Here is a 17,417-nt window from a genome sequence, read left to right as displayed (position 1 = left end):
GTCCATCGGGATGTGCTTGATCGTCTCGCGCCCGGCATTGATCTGCTCGACGCGGGCCTGGTCGATGTCGAAGCCGATCACGCGAATGCCCCGGCGCAGCGCCGCCAGCGCCAGCGGCATGCCGACATAGCCCAGCCCGATCACGCCGATCACCACCGAGCGGGCTGAGACGCGGTCGATGAAGCGCTGCGCCGGCGAAGTCAGAGCCACTTCGGAATGGATTTCGGATGGGCTCAGCAGGAACCCGGACGGCGCATTCTCCATACGTCTCATCAGCCTACCCTGCCTTCCGTACCGGGCTTGGACCGGGGTGACTGTCTGAAGGGCTGGGGGCGTTCGAGACGTAGGCGTGGACCTTACCGACCCGCTGTCCCACAGCAGCCGACGCGTGGAGGCTCAGCTGCCTGCCCAAGCGGGCCAGATATGCGATCCCGCCGGACAAGAAGGCAAGTGGACGCCGCGCCGAACTCTGGCGTCGTTCCTTGAGACGCTTCTGTCGCGGGATGACGCAGAGTTCGGCGGCTCGGCCAAGCAGCCGGTCGATTTTTCGCCTTTCGGTTGCGGGCCAGATCACGCCGGCGCCCTTGGCAGCCTCGATGATCGTTGCCGCCTCGGCGAGCCGCCCGTCATCTGCCATCGTAAAGGCGAGGTGCGTGACGCGGTATTGTGCTCGATCCAATTCGATCGCCTCGACGGCAAGCGCTGCGGCCATCACCGGATCGCTGGACCGGGCCGCGCTGGCGATGTCGACGAGCACCCGCCCCAGCATCGGCTTTTCCAATCTGCGTGCCTTTGCCCAGGCCGTGGCCTCCTGGATGCCTCTTTCCCGAAAGATGGCGAGGGCGTGCTCAATGATCTGGAGCTGACGCGCCGGCTTCGGCGCAATCTCCCGGGCCGGAGCGCGCAGGGCAGCATATCGACGTTGCCTGGCCTCGCGGGCCAGAGCCAACGCGATCTGCGGAAAGCGAATGGCGCCGCGCCAGCTCTGGCCGGCCTCGATCATCGCCTTGCCGAGCCTGAACGAAATCGTCGCCCGAATTTTGTTCTTTTGCGTCTCGGCCTCCGCGAGCAGGGCGCGGGCTTCGAATATGTCCCTGGCGGCGCTTCGCTGGGCGGAAAGCAGCCGTGCGATCTCGTCGTGGAGCCTGCCGTTCTCAGCTAGTAACTCCGCATTCGCCGCAACCGGATCCGACACAGCTAAATTTGGTAGCGCGACAGGCGCCGGACATGCCTCCGGTCGGTCGTCGTCGCGGGATCCGAAGCTCTCCAGGATCGCGCGAAAAGCGATGACGTCCGCGCTCTCGGCGCGCTTGCCGAACACATCCGACGCCATTCGTTCGGACGCCATGCCCGCGGGAAAGTTCACAGCGCTCATCACCACCTCACGTCCAGATCGCCTTGCGACGGTATTGCTCGGCGTCGAGGAAGCCGAGCGACAGCGAGCTGAGCGGCGGCGGGCCCATCGGAAGGCTCAGAAGCGAGTTCCGACGGCTCGCGGCGGCCAGCTGACGCGCATGGTCCCGAACCCAGTCTTCCACATGAGCGGTGCGCCGCCCCGCACCCTCCGGCGTCGACAGGCCGGTGCGAGCGGCTCCCGTCAGCGAGTTGTGCCGCTGGGAAGCGATGGTGACCGGAAAGGGCAGCCAGGCGATCGACGCCGTGCCCGCGACCAGCGACAGGCGCGCCAGATACTCTCCATCCGCGCCGAGGATGTTTTCGTGAAACGGGCCGGCAACCTTTGCCAGCGATGCCGACAGAACCAGCGATGAGACGTTGAGCCTGACAAATGGCCAGACGCGTGGGGCGACGGGGCGGCCGTATTCGTCGAGACGAACCAGCCGTGACACGCTGGCGCTTTTTCCGCCGTCGAGCAGCGGCGCCACTTGCAGCGCGATGCGGTCGGCGTGGGCGACATCATCCGAATCGCTGAAGCTGATGAAGGCGCCCCTGGCCATGCGCATGCCGATATTGCGAGCGGCATAGGGGCCGGAAGGGGCAGCCAGCCTTGCGATCGTCAAGCGCGGATCGCAGCCGGCTGCTTCGCGGGCGCAGGCAATGGTGTCATCCGTCGAACAATCATCGACGAGCACGACCTCCAGGTTCTGCCAAGATTGCCTGAGCAGCGATTGGATGGCTGGAGCCACCGTCGCCGCCGCATCGCGGGCGGCGACGATGACGCTGACGAGCGGTCCCTCGAATGTAAGCGCGCTCTGTGCCGCCAGGAAGCTTTCGAGCCCCAGCGGTGCGCTTGATTCTTCGTCAACTATCGGACGCAGGCCGAAAGCGGCGAAGCCGGCATTGCAGGCGCGTCTGGCTGCACGATGATCTCCCCTGCCGGCGCTGATGGCCGCGGTCAGGAAAGCTGAATCGCCATCGAGGGGCTCAGGAATGGGGCCCGGGGGCATTTCGCCGATGGCCAGCGCCGTCGCCAGGCGCAGATTGTCCGGGAGCGTTCCTGCAACATCCGTGGCCACCGAGACTCCAAGTCGCGCCAGCGCGATCGCGGCGCGAGCCTTCAGATCCGCCGGCCACCGCGCCATGTCTTGGGCGAGCGCGAAGGCTCCCTCGCCTTGAGCCAAGGCCGCTTGCGCCTCTAGTGCCGCACAGAGGGCCCGCGGATCGGATGGCACTGGACCCAGGCTGAGCGCCGTATGGTGCAGTCCGCAATGCACGAGATGCGTCGGGTTCCGCCAGCCAAGCGCTTGGAGGATGATCGCCGCGGGTTCGTGACGCTGCTTCAGCAGCGAGAATGCGAGCCGCGTGATGGGTCCAGTCGCGGGCATCATGATGTCCATCGGCCCCGGGTCATGCCAGGTGGGTCTCGACATCCGCCAGGATCTTCCGGGCGGCAGGACTGCCAGGATCGAGCGTCAACGCTTTCAGCGCGGCATCCCGAGCTTCATTGAAGCGCTTCAGCAGCTTCAGACAGCGACCGAGCTTGACCCAGTGTGCAGGCACGTCGGACTGGGCTGCCACCAATCGCCGAAGAAGCGTGGCGGCGTCGTTGAGACGCCCTTGCGCGAATTCCATCTGGGACAATGTTCGCAGGGCCTCGGGACGGTGGGGTGCGATCGTCAAAAGACGACGCGCCAGCGCTTCCTCATCCGCGCTACGCCCGCTCGCCTTGGCGCGGCGCAGATCCGATGCCAACAGCGCTTCAGCCTTGCGCACGATCCGCCGGCAGAGATCGTTGTCAGGGCTGACCGTCAGGACACTGCTGGCCAGCCGCGTGGCCTCCGCGGCGTCCTGCCCCTGCTCGAGCTGCCTCGCACGCTTGGACAGCTTCCGGACATTCGATGCGAACGACGACGAAGCCTTGGCGTTCGCCGGGTCCGCCTGCAACAATCTGTGCTGAGTCAGCAATGCGCGTTCGCTCTGGCCCGCCATCTCGGCGGCGCGCGCCGCCCTGACGAGATCGGCGACGTCGCTCGAAGCCATGTTGCTTGTCCGGGCCCAGAGGTCCGCCGCGCGCTCCCACGACCCCATTTTCTCAGCGGCCGAAGCCGCCTCGCGCAAAGCCCGAAGGTGGCAAGGATCGACCGCCAGGGCCACGTCATAGCTCTCGCATGCGCCGACGTGGTCGCCGGCCCCGACGGCCGTGCGGGCTAGGGTGACCCAGTCCATGGTCAGGCGGTTCAGCATCCGGATGGCGCCTGCGTCCCCATTGTCGAAGGCGATCACGGCGCGCAGCAACTCGCCCGCGGCCGGCCAGTCCTTCTGGTTGCAGACGGTTTCGACTGCGGCCTTGAGTTGATCGACGATTTCGTTGCGCAAGCCCTCGGAGACGCCAAGCTCCGAGCGCGACAACGCGCGGGCAATGCGCGCCAGACCGGAATAGTGCTTCGACGACAGCATGAAGCGGATAATCGAAAGGGCCGCTTCAGGGGCGGTCTGCGCCAGCTCCTCCCCGACCTCCGGGATGTTGGCGTAACGGCCCAGCCGCAGCAAGGCCTCGGCCTTGATCGCGAGTGCGAGCGAGTCGGCCGGTTCGTGTCGAAGCGCTTCGCCCGCAAGTTCGAGCGCGACCTCCGGCCGCTTGGCTCGGAGTTCGCAGCGGCCGGCCTCCACCAACGGCCAGGCCGACCTGGGACGCAGCTTGGCGACATCGAGCCAGTCCTCGGCGGCTTTCTCGAACTGCTTCTGTCGCGTCCTGACCTTCGCCGCGACCACCAGGGCAGCGGAATTGGCCGGATCGATATCGCGTGCCATGAGAGCGTAGTCGAGTGCATCGGCGGAGTTCCCCGCCCGGAACGCGGTCTGCGCCAGCACCACCATGGCATTGGCGCAAGGAGGGGAGGCGGCTATGGCGGCCCGCGCCGCTGCCGCGGCCGCAGGGAGATCGCCCTTCTGCAGCAGCTCGGGCGCCAAGGTGCGTATGCTGCCACAAGCCGCATTCGGGCCAATGCGTCGCGGTGTCGACCGCGCATTTCCGACCGCCGGCCAGTTGCGGGTGGGGTAGCGCGAGATCGCTCCGAGCGCCTCGGCGATAAGCCGTTGCGCCAACGTCTCCTGGAATGCCTCGGTGAAATGGGCCAATCCCCTTCCTTCATCGCTCATCGCCCGTTCGATGCCGAAAGACACAATGTCCGCTGTGGGATCGTAGACGCAGAAGCCGAGCGTCTCGCTCATCTCGGCCATCCACGAACTGATGCGTTCGCGGTCGCGCAGTATCTGGCCATGCTGGCCCGGGATATTGCAGTGCGTGACAAACAGGACCGGGGTGGCCAAGCGCTGGCATATCTCGAGCATGTCCCGCTCGAGCTCCTCGCGCGAGACCGTCTCGACATAGGAATCGACCAGGACCCTGCGGCTCCCGACGTCGAGATCGGCAAATCCGGGCTGTGCGCCGAGTAAGATTGCGCGGCGATCGCGCTGATCGGCGCGGATGGTCTCCTGGAACGTCTTGAGCAGATTTTCGTCGCCCCTGAACCGTTCGGTAAAATAGTTGAGCTGCAGGACCCAGTCGCCGACGATCACCTTCTTGAGCGACGAAATCTCGATGATGAACACGTCGACTTCTGGCCTGGAGGGCACGCCTGCTCCGCGCGGAAATGGCAGAAGCCCGTGCAGCGCCGGCTCGACACCCTCGCCGTCGAGCCAGTCGAGAACCTGGAGCACCTCGCTCGTGGTGTGGAGATAGCCGACATCGAAATTTGCAAGGCTGATGCGCCCGGCTGCGCTCGCCCCCTGCATCGGATTTGCGATCCGGCAGCTGCCGAGCGTGGCCACCTTGAGAAGTTCGGTCATCGCTTGATCCTCGGTGCGCTCATTGGCTTGAGACGAGATCGCTGGCATCGATGAAACGGGGGCGGGCCGGGAGCGCACCTTGCCCTGCCGTGAGGGGCGCGCAGGTCTGCGAACGGGCAAGCGCCGGCGAGGCGCGGGCGGCGGACCGAAGATCGCCGTCCTGCACTTGGGCACTTGAGGGGTTCGCATCGACGCTCGCTTCGTCGGTCTGCAAGCCCGACAATCGGGCCACGGCGCTGCGGACCAGCGCGGGCCAGGTCGCGCTCAAATAGAAGTCGCCCGGCATCAGCGATGTCCGGACCATGTGGGCCCTGAAGCTCGCCCATAATGCCGGGTCAGGCGGCTCCATGCCGGACCAGATGGAATCCAGCGAGGCTCCGGCGATCTGGCGAGCCAGTCCCGGGATGACATAGAAGCTGTCGCCAAGCGCGACGACGGGCCGGCCATGGCCAAGAGCGGCGAGCCCCGAGGTGCTGTTGATGGTCACCATGGCCAGGCATTGCCTGGCGAGGGGTGCCATCGGGCCGCTGTCGATCAGAATGACGCGGTCCCCGCAGCCGCTGGCGATGGCGGCGGCGCGCACGACCCCGGCATGATCGAGATGTCCGCGTGCCAGCGGGTGCGCCTTGACCACGAGGAGTGTTCCGGCCGGTGCAGCGCGCGCGAAGGACGCCACGGTTTCCCGAATGAGCCGCTCGACTGTCCAGCCACGTCCGTGATGGACGACCTGCAGGTCGTCGGGCACCTGGCAGGCGACGAGGTAATATCCGCCGGCCCACTCAGACAGTATCCGCTGCGTGTCGATGCGGGTGCGTCGGAGTCGCCGAAGCTTGCGGAACAGGCTGCGGCTCCACGCCAAGGCCTCTCCGGCAGCCGACCGTTCCCGGTGATGCCGGTAGGCAGGGAAGGCGCGCCTCCCGATGACCAGAGCCGCGCTGTAGGCGATGGCGCGAAGCGCCATCGGAACGAAATGGCTCGAGGTCCTGACCGGACTCACGCTCGCCGTCGCTGCCACCGCGCGATAGGCTTCCGGAGACCGCGGCAACGGCGAATGTTGATTGTTCCCGCCGCGTTCCAGCGTGACATAGCCCGGCCTGACATAGCCCTCCTCGAACGACCAGACTGGAATGTTCCAGAGCGTTGCGACACGCGTGGCAATGCGATGCAGCGGCCGACTGTCGCCGAATAGCGTGATCAGATCGGGGCGATCGCTGCTGCACAGCCTGGTCAGCCAGTTGGAAAAGCTCCGCTCGTCGCCGCGATGAGGCACACAGCCAGCCCCTCCCGCGAATAGCCGGTCGCCGGCGTTGAAGTTGACCTTCAGCACGCGCCAGCCCTGTCTCTCGAGACCTCTTTTCAGCGCCGTGAAGAAGCCGCCCACGGGGCCCTGGAGCAGCAGCGCAAAGCGCTGCCGCACGACGGACCTGCCACCCGGATCACGCGCCTGCGATGCGAGAGCCGGCATCGGCTCTCGACCTCGCGAAGCAATGGCCGTGTCGTGATCCGGGGGCCAAAGGCTATGCATCTGCGGCGACCAGCTCGGTATCCGCGGTCGCGGCCCGGATCGGTTGCGCAGGTCGCAGGTTTCGCACACCGACACCACGATAGCGGAAGCCGTGGCGGATGATCTCCTCGGCGCTGTAGATATTGCGCAGGTCGACCAGCACAGGCTCGCGCAACAGCGCCTTGATGCGCCCGAGGTCGAGCGCCCGGAACGCGTTCCATTCCGTCACGATCGCCAGCGCATCGGCACCGTCGACACATTCATAGGGGCCTGCCGCGTACTCGACATCACTGAGCACCATTTTCGCCTGCTCCGTGCCTTCCGGATCGAAGGCGCGGACGTGGGCGCCGGCATCCTGCAGGGCGGTGATGATCGCGATGGCGGGCGAATCGCGCATGTCGTCGGTGTTGGGCTTGAAGGTGAGGCCGAGTATCGCGATCGTCTTGCCGCGCACGGAGCCCCCGCAGGCGCTGATGATCTTGCGACCCATCGCGCGCTTGCGCTGGTCGTTCACCGCAGCCACCGTTTCCACGATCCGCATGGGCGTCCCGTAGTCCTGTGCGGTCTTGATCAGCGCGAGCGTGTCCTTGGGGAAGCAGGACCCGCCATATCCCGGGCCCGCATGCAAGAATTTGCTGCCGATGCGATTGTCGAGCCCGATGCCGCGCGCAACGTCCTGCACGTCGGCTCCAACCTCTTCGCACAGGTCGGCGATCTCGTTGATGAAGGAGATCTTGGTCGCCAGAAACGCGTTGGCCGCGTATTTCGTCAGTTCAGCGGTGCAGCGCGACGTGAACAGGATGGGAGCCTGGTTCAGGTACAGCGGCCGGTAGAGCTCCCTCATGACGGCTTCCGAGCGGCTGTCCTCCACACCGATCACAATGCGGTCCGGCCGCTTGAAATCGTCGATGGCCGCTCCCTCACGGAGAAATTCCGGATTGGACACGACCGAGAACTCGGCATCGGGAGCCACCTGGCGCATCAGGTGCTCGACATTGTCACCGGTTCCGACCGGCACCGTCGACTTGGTGATCACGACGGTATAGTCGGAGATCGCCCCCGCGATGTCGCGCGCTGCCTGGAAAACGTAGCTGAGATCGGCATGGCCGTCGCCCCGCCGCGACGGTGTCCCGACGGCGATCAACACCGCCTCCGCGCCGCGCACCGCGTCGGCGATATTGGTCGAGAAGGTGAGCCGTTCCTCGCGCATGTTTTTTGCGACGAGTTCCGCCAGCCCGGGTTCGAAGATCGGGATCTGTCCCTGGTTCAGGGCCTCGATCTTCGCTGCATTCAGGTCGACGCAGCAGACGAAATGCCCGAAATCCGCGAAGCAAGCGCCCGAGACGAGCCCGACATATCCAGAGCCGATAACTGCGACTTTCATTGGACCCTCGTGATGTGTTGGGGATCGGTGGTGCCGTAAGTGGCAACCGTTTCAGTCAGCATCCGTGTCAGGCCGAAACGTTGTTCGACGAATGCTGGTGCGCCCACCCTCGCGCGGTGCCGGATTGCGTCCGACTTGATGATCCTGGTGACGGCGGCCGCCAGATTCTCGGCCGAATCGTCCTGAACGAGCATTCCGATGAGATCGTGCAGGACCGCCTCGCTGGAACCACCGGCGTCGGTCGTGACCACCGGCACGCCGAGCGATTCCGCCTCGAGCAGGACGTTAGGCAGCCCCTCGACCTCGGAGGCCAGGAGCAGGACGTCCATGGCGGAGATCCATGGCTCGACCGGACTCTGGCGCCCCGCGAGCGTGATGCGACCGCTCAGACCGCGGGCATCGATCGCGCGCTGGATTTCGTCGCGCATGGCGCCGTCACCGACCACCACCCCCCTGACACGGCTGTCGGCAGCAGCAGCGCGCGCGACGACGTCAAGCCAAAGCAGCGGTCGCTTTGCCGGGGCGAGCCGGAACACACCGCCCACCAGAAGAGCGTCGGCCGGCAGATCCAGACGCTCGCGCACGCTCCGACGGGCCTCGATCGACGTGCGGGCACGCACGGAGGCGACATCGACGCCGTTCCGCAGCACCTTGATGGTGCCGCGCTGCATGCCCAGCCATTTTTCGTAGTCATGCGCGCCCGCCGCCGAGTTTGCGGTGAAGACCACATCGGATCGCGCCGCCAGGCCACGGTACATCGTGGCCAGATAGCTCCGGTAGCGGCGGCGATCGCCTTCGGTGGCGACCACGTTTCGCATCGAGCAGACGATCTTCGGCACACCTGCCAGCACGGCAGCGACCGAACCCGTCGAAATGACGCCATCCTGCCACAGATGGACCAGACTGGGGCGATGCCGGCGGAAGCAGTCGTAGAGTTTCAGGATGTCCTTGGACAAGGTCCGCGGGAAGGCCGCGATCAGACGCAGGCTCTCCCTGACGGACGGATCGCTCGCCATCATCGTCCGGAACAACGCATTGTCGTCGATCCTGGCGAGATCGTCGATCACCAGCCTGTCGGTCTCGGCAAGGCTGCGCATCACGGCTCGGCCGCGTTCGCGCGTGAGGTCAAGCCCCACCAGCACCGTTCGCGCCGTGCCGCCCCGGGCCAGCGAAATGCCTGCCGCAGTCAGAGCCACTTGCCGTTCTGCCCCGCCAGCGGCCAGGGAAGAGGTGACGAGCATGACGGTGTCGCTTGCCGGCAGGATAGGGCGGCTCGGCGGGTTCAGGAGAGCGCGGGTGAAGAGCGCATCCGGAAAGACCGAGACCTGACTCTGTTCGGTCGTCGGGGCGAGGCGCAGCGCGGTCGCGCAGCGCGCCGCCATGCGCTTGATGAATGGGGAGGCTCGTCCCTCGTCCAGCGCCGCGGCGAGATGAGACCAACTCCGCAGATAGGCTCCCGAACTCATGCGGGCCTCGACGAGCCGCTCGCGTGCAGGCCGCGCCGTGGCGGCGTTGCCGAGCGCCCTTTCTGCGGCGATCGCAGCCTCCTCGAAGCGCTCGGCCGCCAGTTCGATCGTAGCCAGGTCGAGCTGGCCGGCCGTGCCTTTTTTGCGGAACCAGACATTCGCGCGCATCACCAGATCGTCGATGACCTCGTCGCGCTCGAGGTTGCTCATCGCGACGATCGCACCGGTCCAATGCGCGGCAATGTCGGGATCGAGCGCTATCGCCTGCTCATAGGCCGCAGCCGCATTCGCCCAGTCGCCAAAGGCGCTGAGCCAGCGCCCCTGCATCGCCCGATGGCCGGCGACCCCGGGTTCTGCCGCGATCAGCCGCTCGATCGGTGCCAAGACAGCCGACTTCTCCGCCCCAGTTGCCTGCAGCAGCTTCGCCTGCATCTTCACGATCTGCCGCGATGTGGACTCGCGATAGGCCGGCAGCTGGAGCAATTCGAGTGCGCGAGCGGGTCGGCCGATCTTCTCATAGGCGCGCGCCAATTGCGCCGCGTCGAGATGGGAGCTGCCGGCGAGCGTTTCGGCACGCTTCAGGGCTGCAGCGGCCGCCTCGGGAGACCAGGGATGGTGAACGAGCGTCGCAAGGGCGATCAGGGTCGCAGATGTCTCGCCGTATCTCCGCACATGTTGGCCATAGAGATCGAGTTGCTGCTCGGCCTGGCAAAGAGCCAGGCTGACTTGGAGCAGCCTGTCAGATGCATCGGCATCGCGGGGCACGAGTTCCAGATGCCGCCTGAACAGCGAGACGGCCTCTTCGAGGCGGCCTGCGTTCATCGCCGCACGGCCGAGACGACGCAGGACCTTGTGTCGCTGAAGCCCCATGGCATCGGATTGCCTGGCGACGTCCAGCCAGAGCAGGCGTGCCCGGTGCTTTTCGCCCGAGGCGTCCAGAGCGAGGGCGAGGAACGGCTTGACGGCCTCTGGATCGCGCGCGCCGGACAGGCTGAGCTCCAGCAGCGGAACTGCCTCCGGACCGCGATCCTGTTTGAGAAGCATCCGCCCGCCGGCCAGAAGCCGATCGGCGTTGCTGGAGGCGGAGCGAAGCCGCGCGGCGGACGGGCGGGCGGTCATCACGCCATCTCCGGAATGGCGTCGGCCAGCGCGGGCTGCATGATCGCCTTGGCCTGCTTCGGGTCCGGCGAGGGCGTATCGACGACATTGGCAAACCACGCCTCGATGCAGAGCAGAGACCACAGCCATTGGCCGTGCTGCCGCTTCGCGCCGAGGTGGGAATCAAGCATCCCCTCGATGGCCCCGATGCTGAACAGCCCGCGCGAGCGGAATGCCGTGCTTGCGAACGTATCGCCCATGAATTCGGACAGCCCGGTCGCAAGCCAGGCGTTCAACGTCGCCCGTTCATCCCGGGTAGCCTGCATTCGGGGCGGAGCCTCGACCTCGGGAAAGCTCGTCTGGAGAAGGCCGGGGTGGTCGACACCCCGGTAACGGCGGGCCGCCCTGAGATGCTGCGGCAGCGACGCGCACCAGTCCGCGAACTCGTGGTCGACGAACGGGAGGATGAGGCTGGCTTCATTTGCCGTGAAGGCCGCGTTTGCTCCCATGAAGCTGCGGGCGGGAAGATTGGCGACGTCGATACGTGCCGCCAGGTCCATGGCCTCGTCGTCGCCTGCGGTTTCCAGCGAGGCGCCCAGTTCGTCAACGGGAGAAAATATCAGGGTGTGGGCCATGCCGGGCCCGACAAGGCCGGCGCGCTCTTCTTCACTCATCAGGCCGGCAACATGATGATAGAGATCGCGCGCGAACGGTGCCGAGGGCAGAGCGGAGCCTGCTGCACGCCATTCCGCCAACGATGCACCGAAACGCCGGTAGCGCGGATGCGCCAGGGCAATCTCATCGCCCGCCGTCGCAGCGAAGATCGTTCCGGTATGTGGCGAAGCGCGCCGCGCCACCGCGTCCCAGGCGAAGGTGGAAAGACCCGCAAGCGGGACACCGCTCGCGAGGGTGAGCGGCGCGAGCCCGGCGGAGATGTTCCTCTCGTCTATCACGAGTTCGTGGTGGCGTCCGCCAGGCGGGGGCGTTTCCTTCAGGCCGAGGTCGCACTGCGCGCCGAAGCATACGGCAAAGGTTTCTGGCGAGGAGGAGCCGTCCTTCGTCAGGATACGTGCGAGAATTGCCGAAGCGAGATCACCACCGTGCAGCAGCCCCACGCGCTTCTCGGCGAGGATGTTGCGGCTTACGGCATCCTGAAGCCTTTGCCGGAACTCATGCTCGAGATCGGCGCGAGAGCCACGCGCCGTTGCCTGGTCGACGGGCGCGAGGCGCCAATAGCGTCGTGTTCGGACCTCTCCGTGGCGGTCCAGCAGAAGCCAGTTGCCGGGGCGCAGATTCACCGCATTGTGCAGAAGCGACTTGTCAGCCAGCGCAAAGCCGAAGGACAGATAATGGGCGAGCACGTCGAGATCGACCGACCGGCTCATTCCACGCCAGGCCAGCAGCGCGGCCGTATGGGTCGCGAACACGAAGCCGTCGGCGTTGCGCCCATATACGAACTGCTTCTGCCCGAACCTGTCGCGCGCGCAAAATAGGGTCGCGGCATTCTCGTCGTAGATCGCGAACGCGAAGGGGCCATGCAGCCTGGCCGGCGCATCCTCTCCCCATTTGGCGTAGGCGAGACGCAGAATGTCACCGTCGGACAGCGCAGAAGCGAACCGAAGTCCGGGGGCGAGTGCCGCGATCAGATCGCGGCGGTTGTCGATCCGGCCGTCGAACAGAATCCTCAGATGTCTCACCGAGCCGAGAATGGCCGGAGCACGGCGCTTTGCGTCATGAGCCGAAGCCCGGTCGCAATGCAGCAGGACCGCGCCGACAGGCGTGTCGGCTACCACCGCCGCATCGCACAACGCGCCCAGCATCAGCGGTACGGCTTCGTTCTCGGCCAAGACCCGCGACGAAGCCTTCCGCCGGTCTTCGAGCGCGAGCCCAGCAAATCCGCTCATCACCATTTCTCCGACGGCAGAATGCGCGCCATCAGTTGGCGGCTTGTCGGTTCAGCATGTCGCTGAGGAGACTGAAGGTCGTAGGGTCGGCCGGCTTCATCTCGAGCGCCCTGAGGGCTGCGGGCACGCCGCGGTCATACATCCTCACGGCCCGACAGGATCGTGCCAGCTTGATCCAGTGGCTGCTCTCGTTCGGCTCGATTTCAGTCAGCCGCTCGTAGATGGGGATGCTGTCGCGATATCGATTGGACTTGCGGTAGAGCCTTGCGAGCGTCTTGAGGCCGAGTGTCCGGCCAGGGGCCGCGACCAGCATCTTGCAACTGATCGCCTCCTGCCGCGTCACATCGTCGGCCGTGATGGCCTCCCGGAGCTGGCGGACATAGCTGGAGGCAACCTTGTGCAACACTCTTTGCGCAGCTTCTCGCTCGGGGTCGATCTGCAAGACGACGCGCGCCTTGCGGGCGGCTTCGTCGACCTCTTCGGCCTCGAAATCGTCACGCATGGATTTGACCAGCTTGCGGATCACCGATTCGATCGTCTTGCCCAATTGCTCGTCTCGCTCGACGCGTCCGTAGAGCTCGACGGCGAGATCGTAATGCTCGGCGCGGGCGGCGCTGCGCCCTGCACGCATCAGATGGCTTGCCTGGGCACTGCCCTCGACGAGGCCGGCCAGACGCGACCAGCAATCGCTGGCGAGGAGCCATTGCCCGGCCTTCTCATGGACGGTTGCGAGTTCGCGCAGCGCACGCACATTGTCGTCGTGCAGATCGAGTGCAGCGCGGTAAGCGGCAACGGCTTCCGACGTTTCGCCCGCGTCGGCGTGGGCCCGCGCCTTGGCGACGAATGGATTCACCAACCGCCGCAGTCTTGCCGCTGCCCGCTGGTTCTCCGGCTCGATCAGCAGCACCGCCTTCCACGCTGCGGCCGAAGCGCGCTTGTCGCCGCGCTCGTCGGCAACCTTGGCTCGGCTCTCCAGCGTGCGCACAAGGCCGGCCTTCATCACGGTCTCGATGTGCCCCTCGCCCGAGCGCTGCGCAACAGCGATGACCTTGGCCGCTTCTTCCGGATGAAACGTCGAGATCAGTGCGGGCACGGCCGCCATTGCAGCGGCGGGATCGATCGCCGCAAGCTTGATTGACACGTCGGCCAGCTCACTCATCCGCTTCAGGCGCTGCAAGGATTCGGACTTGATGACGAGGGCCGTCGGCTCGTTGGGCTCCTGAGCGAGAACCCGGTCGGCAGCTGCCAGGGCAGCCTCATAATTGCGCGACTTGAGTTGGCACCGTCCCTCCTCGATCACCGGGAGGGTCAGCTCGGGACGCAAACTCGCGACCCTCCGCCAGAAGACGGTGGCTTCGCTGAAGCGCTTCGCCTTCATCATTGCCTTCGCTGCCACCATGAGGACGCGAAGGTTGTCAGGAGCCTGCGCCGCCAAACCGACGGCAATGCTGCAGGCCTCGCTCAGCTTGCCCATGCGAAGGGCAATCCTCACGAGTATCAACCTCGGCTCGATCGCCGATGGATCGAGTTGGATGGCCTGCTGCAGCTCGGCTGCCGCCGACGACGTATCGCCGCGTTGGAAGGCTATGCTCCCGATCATCGTATGAAGGACGGCCGAGCCGTTATCTTCCAGCATCAGCCCGCGCAGGATGACTTCCGCCTCATCGAGATCTCCTTCCGCGATCCGGCGCTTGGCGTCTGCGATCGTGGCCTGGACGTCTGCCGACAGGGTGGGCGCGTGCTGGCGAGCCTGAGGAGCTATCGCGATGCCGCTGTCGGCGAGTGCGAAAAGGGGCTGCTCGGTGGCGGGTTCGGCCTTTGTGGGCGCATCGTCCGAGGACAGGGGAGGCACGCAGTAAGTGTCGAAAATGAGCGCGCCCAGATGCTGCTTGAACTCTGGCGTGTAATGATTGAGATCGAGCCCCTGCTCGGCGAGCGCGGAACTCACGCCATAGATCTGGACATGCGGCGTGGGGTCGAAATAGACATAACCGTTCTTCAAACAGATGTCGCCGATCCAATCGCAAAGCTGCGCACGGGCCGGGATCAGCGTACCAGCCGCGCTGGGTACATTGATGTGGCTGACAAAGACCACAGGCGCGTCGAGTCGAGCGTTCAGAAGTGCCATGTCGGCTTCCAGCTCGTCCCGCGTCGTCTGATGAACGTAGCCCGTCGCCAGAATCTCTCGTTCTATGCCGGACGTATCGGAAAAGCCGTCGATCGTCTCAAGATACGACAGACGCTTCGATGAATCTCGCTCGTCCTTCAGCTTGAAGAACGCATCGTAGAGTTGCCGCCGGCCCTGGAATGAGCGCTCGAAATAATTGATCTGCAGGTACCATTGACGGAATACGATCTCCTTTGTCGATGAAATCTCGACAAGATACATATCCGTGCGGCGGCGATTTGCCTTGGGAGCGATTGTCCCTTCGGGCGAGAGGTAAAGGCCCAGCTCTTTTGGAATGTCTATCCCGGATATGAAGTTGAGCTGCTGAATGCATTCCTTGGAAGTGTGAGTGAAACCATAGATGTTCGCCGTGTTCTTGGTCAGATTCCGAACTGCGGTTGCTGCCGTCATAGGGTCGGAGACGCGGCAAGTTCCAATGGTCGACACGACGATGTTCTTGGATTTCAAGGCAGCCTCCAGATCAGCGCGTGATTTGTCAATTAAAAGACCGAGAGAGCGCAATCACAAATTGAATATATTCAATTTCATTGCGCTATGTATCGCATTCAATACGAAGTATTGTAGGTTTATTGCTTCATTTTGCCGGTTGGGTGAGATTTATGTCAAATTATCCGTTAGAGGTAGGCATCCGAGGAGCTGGTGTGGCGCCTGCTATGGAGCGCCGTTCGCGCCTTGGCGCGCCGCATCTGACGTAAGGGTAGATGAATTGGCTTGATGTAGGCGTCTGACCAAAACGTGGACATGACGCTGATGGAGTGCTGTCGGCGACAGAAATTCTGCCTTTTCGACGGGGCCTCCGTCGTCAAGCGCGCCTTGGGTTATTCAAAAGAGTGTGATGGTTACCCATATTGGCGGATGTTGCAGCGCACTCGGGAGCAAGCGAGACCAATTCAGAGATTGGTGTAGCTGCAACAAATTTGTGATGACTGCATATCTGCGCGCCAGATATCCGGATAATTAGCGCGAAATTGTATCGCATTTTGTGCAGCGCAGCTTAAAGCATAGGCAAGATTATGGGGCGTCACGCCAGCTCATATCGTGGCGATCATGGTTAAGGGTCGTCAAAAGTCGAATGTTTCATCTTGTATTTGATATTGCTAAAATTTCGTTAGTGTGGTGACCTGAACTCCATACCTCGCTTGCCTAAAGTTGCATGGGTCGGAAGGTTGGTGGTTAGTCCTTCCGACGTGCGTATCAGGTCCGTTCAATGGCGTGGAGGTGCGTGATGCATACGGTCTTCAACTACAAGAGTCGTGGTACGATTCTGCCTCAACAGAATACGCGATCTCCACATGTCGATGAATTTTCGCATCCGGCGATGACGATCAGCTTAATCGAGCATCGATCATTGCACGGAGAGTGCCTGGCTCGAGCTCTTCGTGCCTTGGCGCCTGACATCAATGTACTGACGTTCGCAAGCTACGAACAATGGCAGCACGCCCATCAGGAAGACCAGCATACTTCCTTGCTTCTCTATTGTTGTCATGGTCGCCTTGTCGCAGGCGGCGCGATGGTTAATGCCATCTCCACCATCAAACAAGGAGCCCGCGATATCCCGGTGATCGTGATTTCGGATGTCGAGGATCCGGAGACCATCATCGACGTCATCGGGAGTGGCGCTCAGGGTTACATTCCAACAAGTGCGTCTTTGGACGTTGCGTTGGAGGCAATGCGCCTCGTTCGCGTCGGCGGGACATATCTCCCGGCAAGCGCCATCCTCAACCGACATAGACGGGCCGTTGATTCATCAAGTGCGATCGACGCTACAGAGCAGGCATCTCAACAATCTAAGTTCACCAGCAGGCAGCAGGCTGTATTGAGCGCTCTTCGACAGGGCAAGGCCAACAAGCTTATCGCCTATGAGCTTGATCTGAAGGAAAGCACGGTAAAGGTGCATATGCGCAACATCATGAAGAAGTTACGTGCGACAAACCGGACCGAGGTCGTATGCATGCTCAACGATGACATCGGCCACCATCAGTAAACGGACCGCCGCCGGCATCGGGATCGACACCACGGAGTCGAGCGGCGCGTCGCAAAGCCTTGGCGGCGAAGTGCGGCCTTCTTTTCGAACACAGGGCTGAGACGGCCGATGGTCGAGCGCCTGCGGACCGTGTTGTCGAACCGCGCGATATCGTCGAACACGTTCGCCCTGGCAGCGTGCGGGTCCGGTAGACCTTGCCCCCCGATGCGTTCGGTTTTCAGCGAGAGGACCCGAAGGGCCTCGAAGCGACTAAGCTCTCCATGCTGCATTGTCCCAGGCATTGCCGGATCGGCTCATGGAACAGCTGACGCCGTTCTCAGCCAATAGCTCCCCGAAATGCTGGCTGGTGTATGGGCGGATTCAACCGGTCGTCGTACCGGGCTTGCCGCGAGGCCAGATCGCCATGACAAGCGCGTCGGTGACGAGCCATATCGCTCAGCCGCCTGCGCCGCGCTCACCGGCGGTCCCTGACCGGCCGAACCGCCTCGACCTTGAATTCACGCCCAAATCGTCTTCGCGGCATACGCCACCTCCACTTCATGAAACACCTAATCGCGATGTCCACGGTGTCCGTCGTCAGATGATTTGAGACCGTTTTCGTTTCTCAGGAACGGAGGCTCTGGCTCATCTTGGTTTAAGGCT

At 64.0% G+C, this 17,417-nt stretch carries 11 protein-coding genes and 1 pseudogene; 2 read left to right on the top strand and 10 right to left on the bottom strand.

Going from position 1 to position 17,417, the window contains the following annotated elements:
* The 10 genes and pseudogenes from AC1RMY_RS26255 to AC1RMY_RS26210 form a co-directional block, all read right to left on the bottom strand.
* Positions 1–273: NAD(P)-binding domain-containing protein (locus tag AC1RMY_RS26255; protein WP_492869651.1), on the bottom strand; the 273-nt coding region annotated here is incomplete at its 3' end.
* 4 nt (positions 274–277) lie between these two features.
* A complete protein-coding gene (locus tag AC1RMY_RS26250; RefSeq protein ID WP_492869649.1) occupies positions 278–1,375 on the bottom strand; it encodes a hypothetical protein in 1,098 nt (365 codons plus the stop codon).
* A 7-nt stretch (positions 1,376–1,382) separates the two neighbouring features.
* Positions 1,383–2,828 (bottom strand): glycosyltransferase family 2 protein, encoded by a 1,446-nt coding sequence (locus AC1RMY_RS26245; RefSeq protein ID WP_492869647.1) that lies wholly within the window; start codon positions 2,826–2,828, stop codon positions 1,383–1,385.
* Positions 2,806–5,247: a tetratricopeptide repeat protein gene (locus tag AC1RMY_RS26240; protein WP_492869645.1), complete on the bottom strand. Its 2,442-nt coding sequence runs from the start codon at positions 5,245–5,247 to the stop codon at positions 2,806–2,808. The genes AC1RMY_RS26245 and AC1RMY_RS26240 overlap by 23 nt, the downstream gene beginning before the upstream one ends.
* 19 nt (positions 5,248–5,266) lie before the next feature.
* Entirely contained in the window at positions 5,267–6,712 is a 1,446-nt protein-coding gene (locus AC1RMY_RS26235) for a capsular polysaccharide export protein, LipB/KpsS family (protein ID WP_492869643.1), read from the bottom strand.
* Positions 6,713–6,764: 52 nt separating this feature from the next.
* Positions 6,765–8,135: a UDP-glucose dehydrogenase family protein gene (locus AC1RMY_RS26230; protein WP_492869641.1), complete on the bottom strand. Its 1,371-nt coding sequence runs from the start codon at positions 8,133–8,135 to the stop codon at positions 6,765–6,767.
* Entirely contained in the window at positions 8,132–10,132 is a 2,001-nt protein-coding gene (locus tag AC1RMY_RS26225; RefSeq protein ID WP_492869653.1) for a glycosyltransferase, read from the bottom strand. The genes AC1RMY_RS26230 and AC1RMY_RS26225 overlap by 4 nt, the downstream gene beginning before the upstream one ends.
* Positions 10,133–10,360: 228 nt before the next feature.
* Positions 10,361–10,471: pseudogene (locus AC1RMY_RS26220) on the bottom strand (tetratricopeptide repeat protein); the annotation flags it as partial.
* Positions 10,472–10,719: 248 nt separating this feature from the next.
* Entirely contained in the window at positions 10,720–12,603 is a 1,884-nt protein-coding gene (locus AC1RMY_RS26215; RefSeq protein ID WP_492869639.1) for an asparagine synthetase B family protein, read from the bottom strand.
* A gap of 31 nt (positions 12,604–12,634) precedes the next feature.
* Positions 12,635–15,238, bottom strand: coding sequence for a tetratricopeptide repeat protein (locus AC1RMY_RS26210; RefSeq protein ID WP_492869637.1), 2,604 nt, complete (start codon positions 15,236–15,238; stop codon positions 12,635–12,637).
* A gap of 778 nt (positions 15,239–16,016) precedes the next feature.
* On the opposite strand from AC1RMY_RS26210, the gene AC1RMY_RS26205 reads away from it, so the two are divergent.
* Positions 16,017–16,775 (top strand): helix-turn-helix transcriptional regulator, encoded by a 759-nt coding sequence (locus AC1RMY_RS26205; protein ID WP_492869636.1) that lies wholly within the window; start codon positions 16,017–16,019, stop codon positions 16,773–16,775.
* A gap of 295 nt (positions 16,776–17,070) precedes the next feature.
* The gene (locus tag AC1RMY_RS26200; RefSeq protein WP_492869634.1) at positions 17,071–17,364 is read left to right on the top strand and encodes a hypothetical protein; all 294 of its coding nucleotides are present in this window, start codon (positions 17,071–17,073) and stop codon (positions 17,362–17,364) included.
* Positions 17,365–17,417: the final 53 nt, after the last annotated feature.

The organism is Allobosea sp. GW822-FHT03F07, from assembly GCF_058801345.1.
Note: the sequence above shows the minus strand (reverse complement) of the source record. Positions and strands in the feature narration are given on the sequence as shown.

Bases quoted from the DNA above. Each gene is read 5' to 3' on its own strand.
- AC1RMY_RS26235 (WP_492869643.1), bottom strand. From the start codon at position 6,712: ATGCCGGCTCTCGCATCGCAGGCGCGTGATCCGGGTGGCAGGTCCGTC.
- AC1RMY_RS26200 (WP_492869634.1), top strand. From the start codon at position 17,071: ATGGAACAGCTGACGCCGTTCTCAGCCAATAGCTCCCCGAAATGCTGG.
- AC1RMY_RS26205 (WP_492869636.1), top strand. From the start codon at position 16,017: ATGCATACGGTCTTCAACTACAAGAGTCGTGGTACGATTCTGCCTCAA.
- AC1RMY_RS26250 (WP_492869649.1), bottom strand. From the start codon at position 1,375: ATGAGCGCTGTGAACTTTCCCGCGGGCATGGCGTCCGAACGAATGGCG.
- AC1RMY_RS26215 (WP_492869639.1), bottom strand. From the start codon at position 12,603: ATGAGCGGATTTGCTGGGCTCGCGCTCGAAGACCGGCGGAAGGCTTCG.
- AC1RMY_RS26230 (WP_492869641.1), bottom strand. From the start codon at position 8,135: ATGAAAGTCGCAGTTATCGGCTCTGGATATGTCGGGCTCGTCTCGGGC.
- AC1RMY_RS26240 (WP_492869645.1), bottom strand. From the start codon at position 5,247: ATGACCGAACTTCTCAAGGTGGCCACGCTCGGCAGCTGCCGGATCGCA.
- AC1RMY_RS26245 (WP_492869647.1), bottom strand. From the start codon at position 2,828: ATGTCGAGACCCACCTGGCATGACCCGGGGCCGATGGACATCATGATG.